At 70.8% G+C, this 17436-nt stretch carries 17 protein-coding genes; 3 read left to right on the top strand and 14 right to left on the bottom strand.

The window, feature by feature from the left end; translation table 11 throughout:
- Positions 1-134 precede the first annotated feature (134 nt).
- Positions 135-881, bottom strand: coding sequence for a hypothetical protein (locus W5W_RS0112380; RefSeq protein WP_008730893.1), 747 nt, complete (start codon positions 879-881; stop codon positions 135-137).
- A 163-nt stretch (positions 882-1044) separates the two neighbouring features.
- On the opposite strand from W5W_RS0112380, the gene W5W_RS0112375 reads away from it, so the two are divergent.
- Positions 1045-2220, top strand: a complete 1176-nt coding sequence (locus W5W_RS0112375) for a M48 family metallopeptidase (RefSeq protein ID WP_017195616.1) — start codon at positions 1045-1047, stop codon at positions 2218-2220.
- Here W5W_RS0112375 and W5W_RS0112370 read toward each other — a convergent pair.
- The 8 genes from W5W_RS0112370 to W5W_RS16745 form a co-directional block, all read right to left on the bottom strand.
- Positions 2174-2926, bottom strand: a complete 753-nt coding sequence (locus W5W_RS0112370; RefSeq protein WP_017195615.1) for a GNAT family N-acetyltransferase — start codon at positions 2924-2926, stop codon at positions 2174-2176. The genes W5W_RS0112375 and W5W_RS0112370 overlap by 47 nt on opposite strands.
- Before the next feature lie 185 nt (positions 2927-3111).
- The gene (locus tag W5W_RS0112365; protein ID WP_017195614.1) at positions 3112-4170 is read right to left on the bottom strand and encodes a CAP domain-containing protein; all 1059 of its coding nucleotides are present in this window, start codon (positions 4168-4170) and stop codon (positions 3112-3114) included.
- Positions 4171-4312: 142 nt separating this feature from the next.
- The gene (locus W5W_RS15315) at positions 4313-5890 is read right to left on the bottom strand and encodes an alpha/beta hydrolase-fold protein (protein ID WP_017195613.1); all 1578 of its coding nucleotides are present in this window, start codon (positions 5888-5890) and stop codon (positions 4313-4315) included.
- A complete protein-coding gene (locus tag W5W_RS0112355) occupies positions 5887-6771 on the bottom strand; it encodes an ABC transporter ATP-binding protein (protein WP_008731422.1) in 885 nt (294 codons plus the stop codon). Before W5W_RS0112355 ends, W5W_RS15315 begins: the two co-directional genes overlap by 4 nt.
- Positions 6768-7871 (bottom strand): FecCD family ABC transporter permease, encoded by a 1104-nt coding sequence (locus tag W5W_RS0112350; RefSeq protein ID WP_017195612.1) that lies wholly within the window; start codon positions 7869-7871, stop codon positions 6768-6770. Before W5W_RS0112350 ends, W5W_RS0112355 begins: the two co-directional genes overlap by 4 nt.
- Positions 7868-8875, bottom strand: coding sequence for a FecCD family ABC transporter permease (locus W5W_RS0112345; RefSeq protein WP_017195611.1), 1008 nt, complete (start codon positions 8873-8875; stop codon positions 7868-7870). The genes W5W_RS0112350 and W5W_RS0112345 overlap by 4 nt, the downstream gene beginning before the upstream one ends.
- 55 nt (positions 8876-8930) lie before the next feature.
- Entirely contained in the window at positions 8931-9959 is a 1029-nt protein-coding gene (fepB, locus tag W5W_RS0112340) for a Fe2+-enterobactin ABC transporter substrate-binding protein (protein ID WP_017195610.1), read from the bottom strand.
- 837 nt (positions 9960-10796) lie between these two features.
- Entirely contained in the window at positions 10797-11480 is a 684-nt protein-coding gene (locus W5W_RS16745) for a hypothetical protein (protein ID WP_238533347.1), read from the bottom strand.
- On the opposite strand from W5W_RS16745, the gene W5W_RS16740 reads away from it, so the two are divergent.
- Positions 11434-12372 carry a MinD/ParA family ATP-binding protein gene (locus tag W5W_RS16740; protein WP_017195607.1) on the top strand — a complete coding sequence of 313 codons (939 nt, stop codon included), beginning with the start codon at positions 11434-11436 and terminating at the stop codon, positions 12370-12372. The two genes, W5W_RS16745 and W5W_RS16740, sit on opposite strands and share 47 nt — an antisense overlap.
- Positions 12373-12642: 270 nt before the next feature.
- Entirely contained in the window at positions 12643-13674 is a 1032-nt protein-coding gene (locus W5W_RS0112330; RefSeq protein ID WP_017195606.1) for a hypothetical protein, read from the top strand.
- Positions 13675-13700: 26 nt separating this feature from the next.
- Here W5W_RS0112330 and W5W_RS0112325 read toward each other — a convergent pair whose 3' ends face one another.
- The 5 genes from W5W_RS0112325 to W5W_RS15855 all read right to left on the bottom strand — a co-directional run bounded on the left by W5W_RS0112325 (position 13701) and on the right by W5W_RS15855 (position 17423).
- Entirely contained in the window at positions 13701-13886 is a 186-nt protein-coding gene (locus tag W5W_RS0112325) for a hypothetical protein (RefSeq protein ID WP_008731402.1), read from the bottom strand.
- 240 nt (positions 13887-14126) lie between these two features.
- Entirely contained in the window at positions 14127-14360 is a 234-nt protein-coding gene (locus W5W_RS16400) for a hypothetical protein (RefSeq protein ID WP_017195605.1), read from the bottom strand.
- A gap of 249 nt (positions 14361-14609) precedes the next feature.
- Positions 14610-16514: a heavy metal translocating P-type ATPase gene (locus tag W5W_RS0112315; protein WP_029574305.1), complete on the bottom strand. Its 1905-nt coding sequence runs from the start codon at positions 16512-16514 to the stop codon at positions 14610-14612.
- Entirely contained in the window at positions 16511-16879 is a 369-nt protein-coding gene (gene cmtR, locus W5W_RS0112310) for a Cd(II)/Pb(II)-sensing metalloregulatory transcriptional regulator CmtR (RefSeq protein ID WP_003780589.1), read from the bottom strand. The genes W5W_RS0112315 and cmtR overlap by 4 nt, the downstream gene beginning before the upstream one ends.
- Positions 16880-16967: 88 nt before the next feature.
- Positions 16968-17423 (bottom strand): hypothetical protein, encoded by a 456-nt coding sequence (locus W5W_RS15855; protein ID WP_017195603.1) that lies wholly within the window; start codon positions 17421-17423, stop codon positions 16968-16970.
- Positions 17424-17436: the final 13 nt, after the last annotated feature.

The following is a 17436-nucleotide window of genomic DNA, read 5'->3' as shown; positions in this document are numbered from 1 at the left end:
CCGATCTCGATGCGGGTTATGACCGATCTCGAGCCGGAAGCGGACCGATCTCGATGCGGGTTACGACCGATCTCGGTGAACTCAGTGAATTCGGCGAGCTCGCCGGCCGGACCCGCACCGCCCCGAAGCACGCATCACCATCGGGCCCGCGCCGTCTCCCGCGGGCCGTCGAGTTCCGTGAAGCCGGCATCCACGACGCGGACGGGCCGTGAGGCAGCCCCCCAGACCTCCGGCGACGGGAAGACCACCCGCACCCGATAGTCCTGAGCCGCCCAGGCGGAGCGGCATGCGTCCGGCATCGCCGGGCTCTGCCAGGCGAGCTGGGCGGCGTGGGCGACCTGTGCGCACAGCTTGCCGCTGGTCATCTCCTCCAGGGGGGTGACCTCGATCTCCACCGGCGCACCGGAGGAGACGGACGCATCCGTCAGATCGATGCCCGCCACCGCCTCGGGATCACGCGCGACGGCCTCGGCGATGGCGGCGGGCGGGGGCGGCAGCTCATCCCCGTGGGGGAAGTGGGTGCCCTCGACCTGCGTCTTGGCCAGCGCCGGAGGCAGCGGTCGGACCGGACCGGGCACAAAGGCCCGGGCCGAGGCCAGCCCCCAGCCGGCGGGACCGTCTTGTACGACAGTGACTCCCGGAAGGTCCTGGACCTCCTCCCAGCGCCGCCCTCGAGCGCGGCGCACGAGCTTGCGAATGCGCCCATTCCTCCAGTGCTCGACGGCGTCGTGCCAGGCCCCGCCCGGAGCGGCCTGCGGCGAGGCGAGCAGGGCGACGACGGCGCGGGCCGCGGCCTCAGCGACGTCGATGCGCCGCGGCGGGTGAACCTTGTCATAGTGGACGGCGATCTGCATGCCCCAGGGGATCTCGTGGTCGGTCACGCCCCGACCCTACCGACCCATCCAACCCGGCGATCGCCCCGGAGCTGGGGCGGGAGCGGCACCGCGCCTCCATCCCGTACGCGGGGCGGCGCCGGGAACCCGCATCCCGGCACAGGCACCTCTCAGGGCGCCCGCCATCCACGACGCGCTCTAAGGTCGGGGCATGACGTTCTCACTGCCCGCACAGGCGGTCCGGCCCACGCGCCCCCGTCCGCTCAACGGCGCCACCGTCCACGGTCCGGCCGGTATCCGTCGGCTTCGCCACCGCGCCGAGATGCCGCTGGTGTGGACGAGTGCGGCTGTCGGCGTCGTGGCGATCGCGGCCTGGGCGGCGCTGGTGGTGTGGCTCGTTACCGTGCCCTCCCCCACTGGACTTGCCGGGGACGTGCGCGACTTCTTCGTCGGCGACGGCGCGACGACGGGCGCCCAGATCCTCCTGACCGTCCCGCTGCTGCCGCTGATCCTCTGGGGCGCGCGTGCGCTCCTGTACGCGAAGATGCGCGCCTCCGCGGTGCAGATGAGCCCTACCCAGTTCCCCGAGGGCTACCGGATGGTGGTGGAGGCCGCCGAGCGCTTCGGGCTGCGGCGCGTCCCCGACGCCTATGTGCTCCTGGGCAACGGCAAGGTCAACGCCTTCGCCGCGGGGCACGGTTTCCGCCGCTTCGTCGTCATCCACTCCGACCTGTTCGAGGTCGGCGGCTCGGCACGCGATCCCGAGGCCCTGCGGTTCATCATCTCCCACGAAGTCGGCCACCTCGCCGCCGGGCACGTCTCCTTCTGGCGACTCCTCGTCTCCCAGGCCGCGTCCTCGGTGCCCCTGCTCGGCAAGGCCCTATCGCGGTCCCAGGAGTACACGGCGGACAATCATGGCTATGACGTCTCCCCCACCGGTGTGCCGGGCCTTGTGGGGCTGCTCGGCGCGGGCAAGTACCTGGGTGCGCAGGTCGGCCTGCACGCGACCGCGGACCGCGCCGCGCACGAGCAGGGATTCTGGGTGCACATCGTGCAGTGGACATCGACTCACCCGATCCTGACCTGGAGGGCGCACGCGCTGAGGGATCGCAGCCGTCCGGGACGTCTCATGATGCGCCCCAAGACCGCCTGGTACCCGCCGGTGAGCCCTGCGGGCGGAGTCGGCAGCGAGGCATGGCCGACTCCCGCGGACGTGCTCGCCCGTATGGACCGCAGCGCGCCGAGAGTGCCGGGGGCGGAGGAGCAGTTCGGCCGCTATCCGGGCATGTTCTACGCCGTGGGCCGCGACGAGCTGCGCCTGTCGGATCCGACCCCGTTATTCACCCCGCCCGACGCAGCAGGACGCCCTGCCCATCCTCGAACGTGACGGCGCCGAAGCCGCCCAGTCGTGCGAGCCTTTCGAAACCGACCAGCAGATGCAGGCCGACGGAGGCGTGGTTGGTGGCATTGACGACGCTGTAGAGGTCCGCGGCGGGCCTGAGGGCGTTCACGGCCTCGGCGACCGCGGTCAGGAGCACTCTCCCGACGCCGCCGCGGCGCGCCACCGGGTCGATGACGAGCCCTGAGACCATCCAGGCGTCCTCGGCACCGGAGCCCGGCTCGGGCAGCGAGGCGCGCATCCGTTCGGGAAGCGGGAAGGCGCCCGACAGCGCGACGGGCGCGAGCAGAGCGTCATCAGTATCACTATCGTCGGCACCGTCGGCACCGTCGGCATGCCGGTCAGTATGACGGTCATCGTGGCGGTCATTGCTGTCCTCGCCAAGGTCGCCACCGTGGCCGCCATTGCTGGCATTGCTGGCATGGCTGGCATGGCTGCCATGGCCGCTATCGCGGCCTGCAGGCGACTCACCGGCGGTCGCGGTCCGGTGCTCGCCGGCTGCGGACATCAGAGCCAGGAGGAGCACCGGGAGGGTGTCGATCATGCGGGGCGCCTGTTGGAGGGCGTCATCGACCGAGGCGCCTCTGAGCGTCAGGAGCCGCGCCACACGCGGGGCGTCATCCGGCTCGGCCGCGCGGACGAGGATCCTCCCGGCGGACGTGCTGTGCGGCTGGGGTGCGGAGGACTCGTTCACCGGTTCAGTCTTGCGCATGTGCGCTGGCACACGCACGCCCTGAGAGGAGCCGGGCCATCAGTATCAGCCGGTGGTGGACAGGATTGACAGGACTGACAGCACCGACAACACCGACCTGCCCGTCCTGTCATGCCATGGGGCGCCCCATGGCATGACAGGGCGGGCGGGGCGGGCGGGGGCGCCGATCAGCGGCGCCGCCGCAGGAAGAGCAGCACCAGCCCGGCGATGACGGCGATGAGGGCGACCACGCCGATGGCCAGGGTGGTACCGGTGACCGGCAGCGAGGACTTGCCCGAATTATCGGCGGACGCCGCCGCAGCAGCGGGGTCCCCGCTGGGCGTCGCGTTCTCAGCGGCGGTCGCCGGCTCCTTGGCCGATGTGGCGGCGGCCGGGGCGGACTCAGAGGGCGCGGAAGGCATGGTTGAAGATCCTGCAGCCACCGCAGCCCCCGTAGCACCTGGAGTCTCAGCGCCCGTCTCCTGCGCGGCCCGGGACCCTGAGGCGGAGTCGTCGGTGGCGGTCGGCGCTGCGGAGGCCGGGTCGGGGAGGGCCGGCGCAGATGCCGAGGGCGCCGCCGACGCCGACGACCCCGACGACTCAGCAGCCCCCGAAGACCCCGAAGACCCCGAAGAGTCGGTACTGGTCGATGCGGACTCGTTCGATCCCGACGAGTCGGCGGTCGGGGTCAAGCCGACGGCGTGCGGGTCGGAGTAGGCGGCGAAGTTCTGGGTGGCGTACCAGGTGTCGGTCGACTGGTCATAGATGATGCCGATGCCCACGGCGTTGGCCTCGGGCGCAACCATGTTGGCGTAGTGGCCCGGGGAGTTGTACCACTGGTCGAACAGCTGCGCACCGACGTCGTCACTGCTGGAGCCGTACCGTATGGCGACGTTCTCCGAGGCCCCCGCCCATCCGCTCGGGTACTGATCGGCGAAAGAGGGGTTGTGGCCCATGGATCGCTGCACGGCCATCTGCTCGGACCACCCCTGGGCGACCGAGTCGAGCTGGGTGTAGCGAGTCACGGATCCCAGGCCCTGCTGGGCCCGCAGCTCATTGACCTTGCGGAGGATGGTGTCCGCGTGACCGGCCCCTTCCGCCGTGATCGCCGCCGGCTCGATCGCGGTGGAGCCCTGCTGCGAGGACGGCCCGGATATCGGAACGGCCGGGGTTGCCTGGGCCGCCGGCACGGCGGCGAAGGCGACGGCGGCGAGCAGCACGGAGGAGAGGATGCGGGTGGTCTTCATGGGCTGTCTCCTGACAGTCAGAGGCGCGGCAACGCGGCCCAGCCCATCACGGCATCCGATATTGCGACTAGGTAACAGCGCCCTTTTTCACTCAAAGCATGCATGTCGCATTCTGACTGGACATCTGGGCGCAAAGGCGTTCTCAGGACTCCCTACCGACGTCGGAGCGACTATTCGGGCGGGCATGCAGCAGGTCTGCCAGCTCGATGAGCAGGCGAACCGACCACCAGGCCCAGTCATGCCCGCCGCTGACGGGCGTGACCCTCACGTCGCGTCCGCTCAAGGCGCGCGCGAGGTCGCGCGCATGCATCAGCATCGGCCCCTCGAAGGTCCCGCTCAGGATCCGCGCCGTCAGCCAGTGCGGGCAGGCCGCCAGGGCCTCCGCCACGTCGAAGCGCCATAGCGAGGGGGACTGCGCGATGGCGTGGCCGATCTCGCCATCGGCGAGGGCGAGCGCCCACAGGGAGGCGATCCCGCCATAGCTCTGCCCCGACACGATCGTGTCGGCGCCGTGCGGGCTCACCGCGAATCGACTCCGCAGGAGCGGAAGGATCCTGTCGATGACGAGGTCGACGTGTCCCCCGGGCACGCCCACATGCTCGGCGCGGTACTCCCCCTGATCGCGCGAGTCGATCATGGCCACATGCACGGGCGGGAGGAGCCCGGAGTCGATGAGCGCGTCGAGGACTGACACGATGCCCATCTGCTCCAGCCATATCTGACCGTCGAACAGGATCAGCACAGGGCCGGCGGCAGGCGCATGCGCGGGCTCGTAGACCCAGACGCGCTCAGAGTTCTCAGAGCTTTCAGAGCCTTCCGAGTTCTCACAGCCCCCGCCCGAGCCGGCTGCGCCCGGCGCATCCGCTGCGCCCGCCGCGCCCGTTGCGGGCGGTGCTGACGGCGCACCCGTTGCATCCGCCGCCCGCCTCGATCGAGCCGGATCCCCGGAGCGGCTGTCGGCCTCCGTCGAGGACGCCGCCAGGGCTGTCGGTGCCGGCAGGGCGGTCAGGACGGACGGGTCCGACGGCGCAGGCAGCGGGACTGCGAACTCGTGCACCCTGCCGCACCTGCGCGGCCGCGCCAGGCCCTCCCAGGGCGGCGCGGGGGCGGACGGCGCCGAGGCCACGGACCGGGGCACCCCGAAGGAACTGCCGATCGTCCGCGAGGCGCGCGGATCCGGCTCGGCGGCGAGCATCGCCGCCAGACGCGCCGAGCGGCCGCTCATGGCGCGCCATGGCGGAACGCTCTCGTCCTTCCAGATGGCGAAGCCATAACTGGCGCTCCAGTCCTCCGGCACGGACCAGGTGCAGGTCCACACCTCGGTGCCGGGAAGCCTGGTCATCTCGAGGGCATCGGCGCCGCCGAACGCGACGAGCCCGTTGGCCTCCAGGAGGACCGACGTGGCCCTCGGCGCCCGCACGGTCCACGTCATCAGCACCCGTGCGGGGTCGTCGGGGTCGGGAGCGATCTTCGGGCTGGGCCCCGCCAGGGCGTCGTCGAGCACGAGGCGCCGCTCATCCGCGGTGCCGGCCGCCTCCCAGTCCCTCTCGACCGGGCCGCGGAGCCGTGATGCGGGCACGTCGCCCTCCGCGGCGGTGAAGCCGCGCGCTCGCTCCCGGTGCTCACGGCCCCGCCGGTCGGTCCATACCCGCGCCTCTCCCCCGTCTCCGCCGTCACCGCCGGCCCGCCCGAGCTCGGGCGCCGGGCCACCGGCCGTCATGCGCCCTCCTCCTGCGAAGAGCTGTCCAGGGGCACGATCATCGGGGCTCCCGTGGCCGGGCACGGCAGGCACAGGCAGCTGATGCCGTACACCTCCTCGATGAGCTCGGCGGTGACGACGTCGCCGGGAGCGCCCTGGGCCACGATCCTCCCGTCCTTCATCACGATCAGATTGGTCGCGTAGCGGAAGGCGAGGTTGAGGTCGTGCAGGACGACGACGAGCGTGTAGTCGCCCCGAGCGTGCAGATCGCGGCAGAGGTTGAGGACCTCGAGCTGGTAGGTGATGTCCAGGAAGGTGGTGGGCTCGTCGAGGAGAAGCAGCGGGGTCTGCTGAGCCAGGACGAGGGCGAGCCAGGCGCGCTGGCGCTGACCGCCGGAGAGCTCGTTCATCCGGCGATGGGCGAGACCCGTGATCCCGGTGGCGCTCATGGCCGTCTCGATGGCGGCGTCGTCCTCCTCCGACCACTGCCGGAGCATGCCCTGATAGGGGAATCTCCCCCGGCTGACGAGGTCGCGCACGGTGATGCCCTCCGGGCTCACCGAGCTCTGCGGAAGCAGGCCGAGTCGTCGTGCGACCGCCTTCGAGGAGTAGGTCGCGATGTCGCGGCCATCCAGAAGCACTCTGCCGCGCCGTGGGGGCAGAAGTCTGGCCAGCGAGCGCAGCAGAGTGGATTTGCCGCAGGCGTTCGGGCCGATGATGACGGTGAATGAGCCGTCTGGGATCGTGACGTCCAGATGCTCGCTGACGACGCGCTCACCGTAGGCGAGGGTGACGTCATCGGCCTCCATGGGCGGCTGCGGCGCCTCGACGGCGGGCATGTCCGCCCTCTTCTCCTCAGGTGCGCGCCCGGACGGCCCGGCCCCCTCAGTCGTGTCTTTCATACATTCTCCTTGGCGGACAGGACCCACAGCAGGTAGACGCCGCCGATGACCCCGGTCACGAGCCCCACGGGCATGGTCAGGCGGCTGGGCAGGACCATGGACAGCAGGTCCGCGGCGACCAGGAGGAGGGCCCCGATCAGCGCGGAGGTGAGGACCTGGACGCTCGCAACCTCGGTCAGGCGCCGCACGATCTGGGGCGCGGCCAGCGCCACGAAGGCGATGGGCCCGGCGGCGGCGACCGCGGATGCGGCCAGGACGACGCCGACCACCATGACGATCAGCCGGGTCCTCTCGGTGCCGACGCCGAGCCCCTCGGCCTGATCGTCGCCCATCTCCATCACGGACAGACGGCGGGCGAAGGCCACCAGAACCGGCAGGAGCACGAGGACGCCTGCGGCGCTGATGCCCGCATGCTCCCACGTGCGAGCGCTGAGCGACCCGGCCAGCCACACCTGCGCCCGGGAGGCGAGGTCCAGATCGGAGCGCGCCAGCAGAATGCTGGTCATTGCCGAGAGCATCCCGCTGACGCCGATGCCGATGAGCACCAGGCGATAGCCGCCGGTCCGTCCCCGCTGCCGCGCCAAGAGGTAGACGGCGATGGCCGTGGCCAGTCCGGCCCCCACGGCGGCCAGTGAGGTCGCGAGTCCGCCCTTGCCGATGAGGACGATCTGCGCGGTGGCCCCCGTGGCCGCTCCGGTGGTGAACCCGATGACGTCGGGGGATCCGAGCGCGTTCCTGGACACCGACTGGAATACGCAGCCGGACGCCCCCAGTGCCGCCCCCACGCAGACGGCGGTCAGGAGCCGCGGCAGGCGGATGCCCCACACGACGCGCTCGGCCTTGCTCGGGCCTCCTCCCACCAGGGCGCCGACGACATCGCCGACGGAGAGTCTGACGGTGCCGATCATGAGGACGGCGCATCCCGTGACGAGCAGCAGCAGCACCGCGACGGCCACGACGATGGCCGTCGATGCGCTCAGAGACAGCCGCATGGGGCCCAGCGCGAACCGCATGGTCCTGCCGGTGACCCGACCGGCCTGCGGACCGGTGGCGGCATCGGCGCGCTCGCGCTCAACGGCATCGGAAGCGTGCATCGTCATATGCCCACCACTCTCCCCCGCCGCACGAGGTGGATGAAGAAGGGCGAGCCGATGAGTGCCGTCATCACGCCGGCGCCGATCTCACCGGGGAAGACCACGATGCGTCCGATCACGTCGGCGAGCAGGAGGAGGACCGCGGCCAGGAGCGCCGAGACCGGCAGGAGCAGCCGGTGGTTCGGCCCGCTGACGGCGCGGGCAATGTGGGGCGAGGCCAGGCCGATGAAGGCGATGGGGCCGCAGGCGGCCGTGGCGCCGCCCGCGAGCACCACGATCGCGGCGTTGGCCAGGGTCCAGGTCAGCCGGATGTTGACGCCCAGCGCCGTCGCCATATCAGTGCCCAGACTCACCGAGTCGAGGGGGCCGGCGAGCGCCAGGGAGATGAGCAGGCCGACGACGAGGCAGGTCCCGACCACGGGCAGGGACTCCCAGCCGCGCCCCTGGAGGGAGCCGGTCGCCCAGCTGCGGAACGACTCGTACACCGTCGCATCGGCGGACAGGATCAGCGCCCTGGTGAGCGCGCTGAGCACGATGGACAGAGCGGCGCCCGCCAGCACGAGCCGAGCGGGATCGACACCGGACCGGCCCGTGCGCCCCAGCCGGTGGACGAGGACGGAGGTGAGCGCCGCCCCGGCGAAGGCGAACCACACGTACACCATGATGCTCGCTCCGCCCGTGGCGATGAGCCCGATGATCACGCCCACCGCCGCTCCCGCGTTGACGCCGAGGGTGCCCGGCTCCGCGAGCGCATTCCTGGTCAACGACTGGGTGAGCACACCGGCCAGTCCCAGCGCAGCGCCCGCCAGGACGCCGATGAGGGTGCGCGGCAGCCGGGAGAAGCGGATGACGAGCTGGTCATCGCTGCCCGGATCGAAATTCGTCAGAGCATCCATGACCGTGCCGGTGGGAATGAGGCGCGAGCCGATGGCGAGGCCGGCGACCAAGAGGACGACCAGCGCCGCCATCAGCAGCGCGACCACCAGGACGAGACGTCGTGTCCGGGCCATCAGCGGACCATCAGGACATCCGGACCACTGCGGCGGACTGCAGGGGTCATGCGCGTCAGCTCGCCCCCAGCTGCTCGACGACCGCGTCGGCCGCGAGCTTTCCGGAGTAGAAGTCGATGCGGAAGGAGGTGGGCCCGAGGTAGTAGACCTGGTTATTGGTCACTGCGGGAAGGTTCGCGAGCGTCTCATCATCGAGGAATTTCTGGACCTGGTCCTGACCCGTGCTGATGAGGAACACGCTCTCGCCCGTGATGGCTTTGCTGAGGTTCTCGTAGCTGACGAACATGAAGTCATTTCGCTGCCTGTTCCCGCTGTCGAGCGAGGCATCGGCCTCGACGACCTCGAGGCCGAGCGAGGTGAGCAGGTCGGCGTGAGCCGAGTCCTTCTTCGCGATGGCCTGGTCCTTGTCCTTGCCGTTGTAGGAGACGATGCTGGCCCCGCCCTCGGGCGGGGTGATCTTGCCCTTGGCCTCCTTGATGTAGCTGTCGAACTCGGTGCCCGCGGCCGTCGCCTTGTCCTCCAGCCCGAGCGCCTTGCCGAGCTGCGTGGCCAGGTCCTGCCAGCTCTGCTTGCCGTAGTCGACGACGATCACGGGGAACTGCTGCTTGATGGTCTCGACCTGGTCCGCCACCGAGTCCTTGCCCGAGCTGGCGACGACGACGAGATCGGGATCGAAGCTGATGACCGCTTCAAGATCGAACTCGAGGTTGCTGTAGAGGACCTCGACCCCGCGCTCGTCGGCGACGGAGGCCCACTGCGTGAAGAAGCCCTTGTCGTCCGTCAGCGGCGAAGGAGAGGTCGCCGCGGAGGCCACCACGGGGGCGTCGATGGCCAGGAGCGTGCCGGTGACACTCGGCGAGGTGGAGACGATCTTGGTGGGCTTCTTGTCGATAGTGACTTCGCCCTGCTCATCCGTGACGGTGCGGGGCCAGTCGCCGGAGTCCGCTCCGCTCGAGTCGGAGCCGCCCGTCGCGGAGTCCGACGGGTTCTTCTGCGAGGCGCAGGCGCTGAGCGCGGCGAGGCCGGCGACACCGAGGCCGGCGCTTCCGAATCCAAGCAGCGAGCGACGACTCAGGTTGTTCATGGTGGTGTCCTTCGTGTGATCGGGTGGGTCAGACACGACGCCCGCACCGGCGCTGGTGCACTTCTCACCATGATGTCGCCAGTCGATGCGTGTTAGGCAAGGCTAACTACTGGGATCGCGTCGCGCCAGAGACTCGCGGGCACCGCCGAGGAGACAAAATCGTTACTTTTGGAGTTCTCGCGGTACGCTCAAGTCGTGACAACCGTGACTTGAGGATGGGCACAAGGCCCCCGGCAGCACCCTGGCGCCGATCGGATCGCCGTCTGCCCGATCTTCACCGCCGCGCCGTCGCAGCACAGATCTTTGGTGCCACTGAGCCCATTTGGACCATTTTGACCATTTGGCCCATTGGGACCATTTGAGCCCATCGCCCATCTACATCACGCGCTCACCGGTAGCGCTCGCCACGAAGGACACGCACATGAGCACCGCAACAGAATGGCCTCAGGCTGAGGTCCTGCTGAGCGCCGAGGGCCACGCGCACGTCATTTTCGAAGGCGTCGAGGCGGACTTGAGCAAATCGACTCCGAAAGAGGCCCGCGCCGCGGTCGTCACCCACCTGTCGCACCGCGCCCGAGCACTCGGGCACCCGATCTCGACCACCATCACCGAGCCCGCGGGAAGCTGGCGCATAGCCGTTTACCCGGACGGCACCATCATCACCGAGGGCGCCCTGACGCCGAGCACACCGAGCACACCGAGTAGAGCGAGCAGGCTGAGCAGGCCGGGCACGACTCGCGGCACTGCAACGCCCCGCACGCGGACCAGGCCATCTGTACCGACTCAGCCAACTCAGCCGGCTGAGCCGACTCAGCCGACGCGCTCCGCACCCCTGCCTCAGACCCGCCGTCGGCAGCGAACCGCGCCCGCCCCGGACTCCGATACCCCCCAGACCGCCGGCATCCGACTGCCACCGGGCCTTCTGCCCCGGACCGACGCCGCCGAGGGCCGCACCGCACCGCGGAGGCATCGCGCAGAGCCGGCGCCGGCACCATCGCCCGCCTCAGCAGCATCGCCCGCAGCCCCGGCTCCGCCGTACGCCTCATCAGCCGCACCGCGCTCAGCACCATCGGCATCGGCTCCAGCACCAGCACCAGCCGCACCGCAAGTACGGCGTTCCTCACTGATCGCGCCGCGCTCGGCGTCGTCGGCAGCAGCGGCCGAAGCACCATCGGCACCGACATCACCACCATCACCGGCGTCACCAGCATCGCCGGCATCACCAACAAGGCCGGCGGCACAGGCAGGGCAGGCAGCACAGACAGCAGCGCCCGACGCACCCGGGGCATCGCACGCGATGCTGGACACGCCGTACTCCCCGTCAGACGGAGCGCCTCCCCCGACAGCAGCGCTGGCCTCACCAGCGGCCACCCAGCAGGCGACGTCGGCCCTCTCACCGGCGGCGCTGGCCACGCCGTACTCGCCTTCACCCAAGCAGCCCCCGACGGCGTCCACCCCGCCCTCTCCGGGGAATGTGCCGTCGGACCCGCGCGAGCAGGCGCGCTCCACGTCGCTGCTCACGGAGATCACCAACGAGGCGCCCGCGGCCACCGGCCTGCGCGGCGCCCTGAACCAGTTCGGCCTGCACCTGGGGCCCACCGAGCGTGAGCGCGCCGAGCGGGCCGATGCCGCCGCCGTCTCCCAGCACTGGGCGGGCCCGCGCACCATCGCGGTCGTCAACGGCAAGGGCGGGGCCACCAAGACGCCCACGGCGATCCTCCTGTCCGCCGTCTTCGCGCGCTACGGCGGGGCGGGCGTCATCGCCTACGACAACAACTCGACGCGCGGCACGCTGGGGTGGCGCACCCAGCAGGGACCGCACGACGCCACGGTCATCGACCTGCTGCCGCACGTGAACCACCTCCTGTCCCCGCAGGCGCAGGCCGCCGAGATATCCGGGTTCGTCCACCATCAGCGCGAGGACCGCTACGACGTCCTGCGCAGCCGCCCCGAGGTGCTCGCGGATGCGAAGCCCGGCGACGCGGACAGCTTCGACGCCATCCACTCCGTCCTGACCAAGTACTACCGCCTCGTGGTCATCGACTCCGGCAACGACGAGTCCAGCCCCCAGTGGCGCGCCATGATCGCCCGGGCGGACGCCATCGTCGTGCCCACGACGACGCGGCCCGACCATGCCGAGTCCGCGCGCCTCCTCCTGGCCGAGCTCGCCGGCGCCGACTCACACGCCGCGCGCCTGGCCGAGAACGCCCTCGTGGTCGTCTCCCAGGGTTCCAAGGCGGAGCCCGCCCCCACCCAGCTGGTCTCCACATTCCAGGGGATCACCCGCGCCGCCGTCGGCATCCCCTACGACCCCGCCATGGCCGGACGACCCCTGATCCTCGACTCGCTGGCCCTGTCCACGCGGCGCGCCTGGCTCAGGGCCGGTACCGCCCTGGCCATGGGGCTCGCCTAGCAGTCGGCCGGGACCAGCCGGTGGACGGGCCACCGCGCGCACGTCCCCTGAACCGTCCCGAGTGATCGGTCCGAGCGCCGGCGGCACCGGGACGCCGGATATGTGGCGGGAGGCATCCCGCGGGGCTCCACAACAGCAACTCCGCAGCCATTGTCCACAGGGTTCGACCCTCCGCCTCGCACGCCGAGAGAGCCTGGCCCTAGCGTGCGAGGACACACTCACCTACTCGCTGCGCCCCCTCGATCCGCGCAGCCCCGTCGAGGAGCCACCATGCCCGTATCCGATCACCGTCGCCCGCACTCCCACCCACGCACACCCAATCCGGTCCAGATGCCCCACGCCGGCGTCGCCTTCGGCCTGGCCGATGCCCCCGGCGCCGTGGAGAACACCTTCGAGGAGACCACCCTGATCGAGATCGCCCTGACGATGCGGGCCAAGCTCGCCGCCCATGGGATCACCACCGAGCTGGCAGACGGAAGCAGCGGCCCCGAGCTGCATGGCACCAACACCTACGAGGGCATGATCCTGCCCCTGGATAAGACGGCCTTCGAGCTGGCGGGCCACAGCAGATCGAAGTGGAACACGATACTGGACGTGCGGGTCGCCCAGGCGGTCAGCATGACCGCCTGCCTCGGGAAGCCGCCGAGCACTGCCGAGCAGTGGCGCGCCGCGGTGCGCACGCGGCTGATCGACCCGGATGAGGCCCGCCCCGGGGGAGGACCGGTCCATCGTCCCTTCGCCGGAAACCTCGTCCTGGGCCTGTACCGACGGTTCGACGGCGGGGTCCATCCGGTCGTCCCCGCGCTCCTGGGGGACTGCCCGCTGACCATCGATGAGCTCTTCGAGGCGGGCCAGCGCAACACCGATGAGGCGCCTCTGGTCCACTCCGGCCCGATCGGCGCCGGAGCGTGGGCCCTGCACGGGGAGGGCTTCTTCACAGCTTCCAAGGCCGCCAACCTGGGCCGGATCCTGGGGGAGATCGACGTCGACACGAGCGCGGGCGTGCTCTTCGCAGTCCCGCACAAGCACGCGCTGGGTCTGCACCCGGTGGACCGGCGGGATCCGGAGTGGGCATTGCGCTCGATGGTGCTGTTCATTCAGGACGAGATCGCCCAGCACGTCGATCCGCTGCTGTCCGCATTCGTCTTCTACCGCGCCCCCGACGGCGAGATCGAGGCGGTGGCGCTGCCCGATCCGGGCCAGGGGTCCGTGGGCGGGACGCGGACGATTCTGTCCCTGCCCGCACCTCGTTTCGATGCGATCCTCGAGGCCGCCGGCACCTCGGGCCCGTCCGCCGGATGATCCGTCCCCGGATCGATCGCCGGGACTCAGCCCCCGTCGTCCAACGCGTATCCCGTCACCGGTCCCTCTGTGTTGGGCCGCCAGCCGAGCGCCGGTACGCCGTGCTCGGCGAAGGCCTGCAGGGCATACAGGTTGTCGTCGGCACCGAGCTGGCCGGGGATGGCGAGCATGAGGGTGTCGGGCTCGGCGGCGTAGGTGCGTCTGAACGTCAAGTGCAGACCGTCGATAACGGGTTCTTCGTGTTCGGGGGCGTGATGGGTGGGATGTATGCGGTTGTTCGAGGCTTTTCTCGCCGGGGCCGTCGGGGTCGCTGGTCGACGGTCCCGGGGCGGGCGTCTGCGCCCGCCCCGGGGATGCGTCATCGTGGGCCACCGGCTCCACGTGGTCGTACGCAGTCTCACCCGGTCGTACGTGAAGCCGTGCGGTCGTACGCAACTCCACGCGGTCGTACCTTAAAACCCCTCCAAGGTACGACCGCGCGACGCCAGGTACGACCACACGCCCCCGCGTACGACCGCGCAGGACTCCAAGACACCGAACCACTGGCACCCGCCCACCCCGACCACACCCTCACACACGAAGAACCCGGTAACGTCGATGTAGTCGTGGGAGTCCTCGCCACGCAGGCTGAAGAGACTGCGGTCGGTCTCGGAGACGATCGGGAAGATCGAGCGGGACACGCTCATCCGCGGGGTCCAGTCGTGACCGGCTTCCTCACCGGTCCCGCGACAACGACGGATCTGCTCCGCCTGAAGCCGCGAGAGACGCCCCTCCGGGGGCGGCTCCGATCTGGGCGGCATCGCCTGCTCCGGGGAGCCGCGGGAGATACCGATGACGATGCGCGGTCGGTGAGCAGGTCCAGGGCGACGATCTCCTCGGCCAGGTGGAGTGGGCTCTCGTAGCGCATGTCTGAGTTATGGCGTTGGACGGAACACCTATTGCTTGCGGGCACGCGCAGCCCGCAGTCCGTTGGCGATGACGACGACTTCGGCGACCTCGTGCACGAGGACGACCGCTGCCAGGCCGAGCACGCCGGTGATCGCCAGCGGCAGCAGCACAGTGATGATCGCCAAGGACAGCACGATGTTCTGGTTGATGATCCTGCCGCCGCGGCGGGCGTGGCGCAGAGCCTGCGGGATGAGGCCGAGGTCGTGGCCGGTGAAGGCGACGTCGGCGGACTCGATCGCGGCGTCGGAGCCGGTCGCGCCCATCGCGATGCCCACGGTCGCCCCGGCCAGGGCGGGCGCGTCGTTGATGCCGTCGCCGATCATCGCGGTCGGCGACGTCTCCGAGAACCCGGCGACGATGCGAGCCTTGTCCTCGGGACGCAGCTCGGCGTGCACGTCGCCGATCCCGGCCAGCTTCGCCAGCGCAGCAGCGGTGCGGGAGTTGTCGCCGGTGAGCATGCTCACCTCGACGCCCTGGTCGCGCAGGCTCCGCACGACCTCGGGGACCTCGGGGCGCAGCTCGTCGCGGACGCCGATCGCCCCGGCCAGGAAGCCGTCGACGGTGACGAGCACGCAGGTCTGCCCCTCGGCCTCCAGGTCCTCGACCCGGGCCTTGAGCGGACCGGCGTCGATCCAGCGCGGACTGCCCACCGCCACCCTGCGGCCGTCGACCAGGCCACCGATGCCGTGCCCGGCCTCCTCGGCCACGTCCTGCGCGGCGGGGGTTCCCCGGCCCGCGGCGGCGATGGCGGCGGCGAGTGGGTGCGTCGAGTGCTGCTCCACGGCGGCAGCCCAAGCAAGCACCTGCGCATCGTCGAACCCATGGGCGGCGACGATGGCGGTTACCTCGGGCCGGTTGCGGGTCAGAGTGCCGGTCTTGTCCACGGCCAGGTGCCGGATGCCGCCGAGGCGCTCGAAGGCGGCCCCGCTCTTGATGACGACGCCGAACTTGGTCGCCGCGCCGATCGCGGAGACCACGGTGACGGGCACCGCGATCGCCAGCGCGCAGGGGCTGGCCGCGACGAGGACGACCAGGGCGCGGGTGATCCAGGTCTCCGGGTCGCCGAGCAGGGACCCGAGCACGCCGACGAGGACGGCGAGGACCATCACGCCGGGCACCAGCGGGCGGGCGATCCGGTCAGCGATCCGGGCTCGGTCGCCCTTCTCGGCCTGGGCCTGCTCTACCAGCTCCACGATCGTGGTCAGCGAGTTGTCGGTGCCCGCGGCGGTCGCCTCGACCTCCAGCACGCCGGCGCTGTTGATCGCGCCCGCCGACACCGCTTCTCCGGGCGCGACCTCGACCGGGATCGATTCACCGGTGATCGCCGAAGTGTCCAGGCTCGACCGGCCCGAGCGGACCAGCCCATCGGTCGCGACCCGCTCGCCAGGGCGGACCAGCAGCACGTCGCCGACGGCGATCTCCCTGGCCGGGACCGAGGCGGAGGTCCCGTCGCGCAGCACGGTCGCGGTCTCCGGCACGAGCTTCAGCAGCGCGCGCAGCCCGCCGCGGGCGCGGTCCATCGCCTTGTCCTCCAGGGCCTCGGCGATCGAGTAGAGGAACGCCAGCGCGGCCGCCTCCTCGACGTAGCCGAGGATCACCGCGCCCACGGCGCTGATCGTCATCAGCAGCGCGATCCCGAGCTTGCGCTTCACAACGAGATTCCGGATCGCACCGGGCACGAACGTGTACGCGCCCAGCAGCAGGCCCGCCCAGAACGCGACCAGCGCCGCGATGTGCAGCCCCGACCACTCCAGCGCCAGGCCGGTGCCGAACGCGACGCCGGAGAGGATCGGCACGACCAGGCCGGGATCACGCCACCACGGGCGCTCTGCCTCCTCTGCCTCGTCCGCGGGGCTGGTCGTCGGCTCGTCGCAGCCGCAGGCGGCGCTCACGAGGCGTCCCCCGAACTGCTCGCGGCGCAGCAGCCCGGCACCGAGCAGGCCGGGTCGATGCACGGCGCGCTCTCGTCCACGGCGAGGGTCACATCGACCAGTGCCGTCAGCGCCGCGGCCAGGTGCGGGTCGGCGATCTCGTAGCGAGTCTGGCGGCCCTCGGGCTCGGCGACCACGATCCCGCAGTCGCGCAGGCAGGTCAGGTGGTTGGACACGTTCGAGCGGGTCAGCCCCAGCTCGCGCGAGAGCACCGCGGGGTGGCTCGGGCTGTCGAGCAGGGACATCAGGATGCGGGAGCGCGTCGGGTCGGCCATGGCCCGGCCGAGCCGGTTCATGACGTCAAGACGCGAAGCAATGGTCAGCATGCACTGAACTATACAGCAGCCGCTGACCTAATGTCCAGTTGTCGCGGCTGCCGCACGCGCTGCGCGCGCTTGCCCTCGTGAGGCGTGATCACCTCTTGCGCCAGCGGGGCCACTTCGGCATCCCGCGGCCCTTCCAGGTCTCCACGAGACCCGCAACCCAGCGGACGGACGCGAAGAGCCCGTAGCCGGCCCCGGCGAGGCCAGCGCCGACCACGAGCCACCGGCCGATGCCGAGCCACACGCTCCCGTCCACGTCCAGCGCCCACTGAACACCCGTGATGAGCCCGGCGATGCCCATCCAGAGACCGGCGACGACCACGGCCACCGGCAGGAGAACGAGGCACATCGCGGCGGCGGCGGACCAGAGCTGTCGCGCCTCCAGCTTCGCCGTCGCGGCGATGATCCGCTCCGCCCGCGCGTTCGAGGCGTCGAGGCTCGCGGTCATCGTGGCCGAAGCCTCCCCGGCGACCTGCTCGACAGCCTTCTCGACCCGTTCCTCGGTGCGCTTCTCGATCCGCTGGACCGCGCCGCCGACCTGGCTCACGAGCTTCTGGTTC

Source organism: Actinomyces massiliensis 4401292 (genome assembly GCF_000269805.1).
Classification (GTDB): Bacteria; Actinomycetota; Actinomycetes; order Actinomycetales; family Actinomycetaceae; genus Actinomyces; species Actinomyces massiliensis.
The sequence above is the reverse complement of the archived record's forward strand: the minus strand, read 5'-3'. Positions and strand labels throughout refer to the sequence as shown.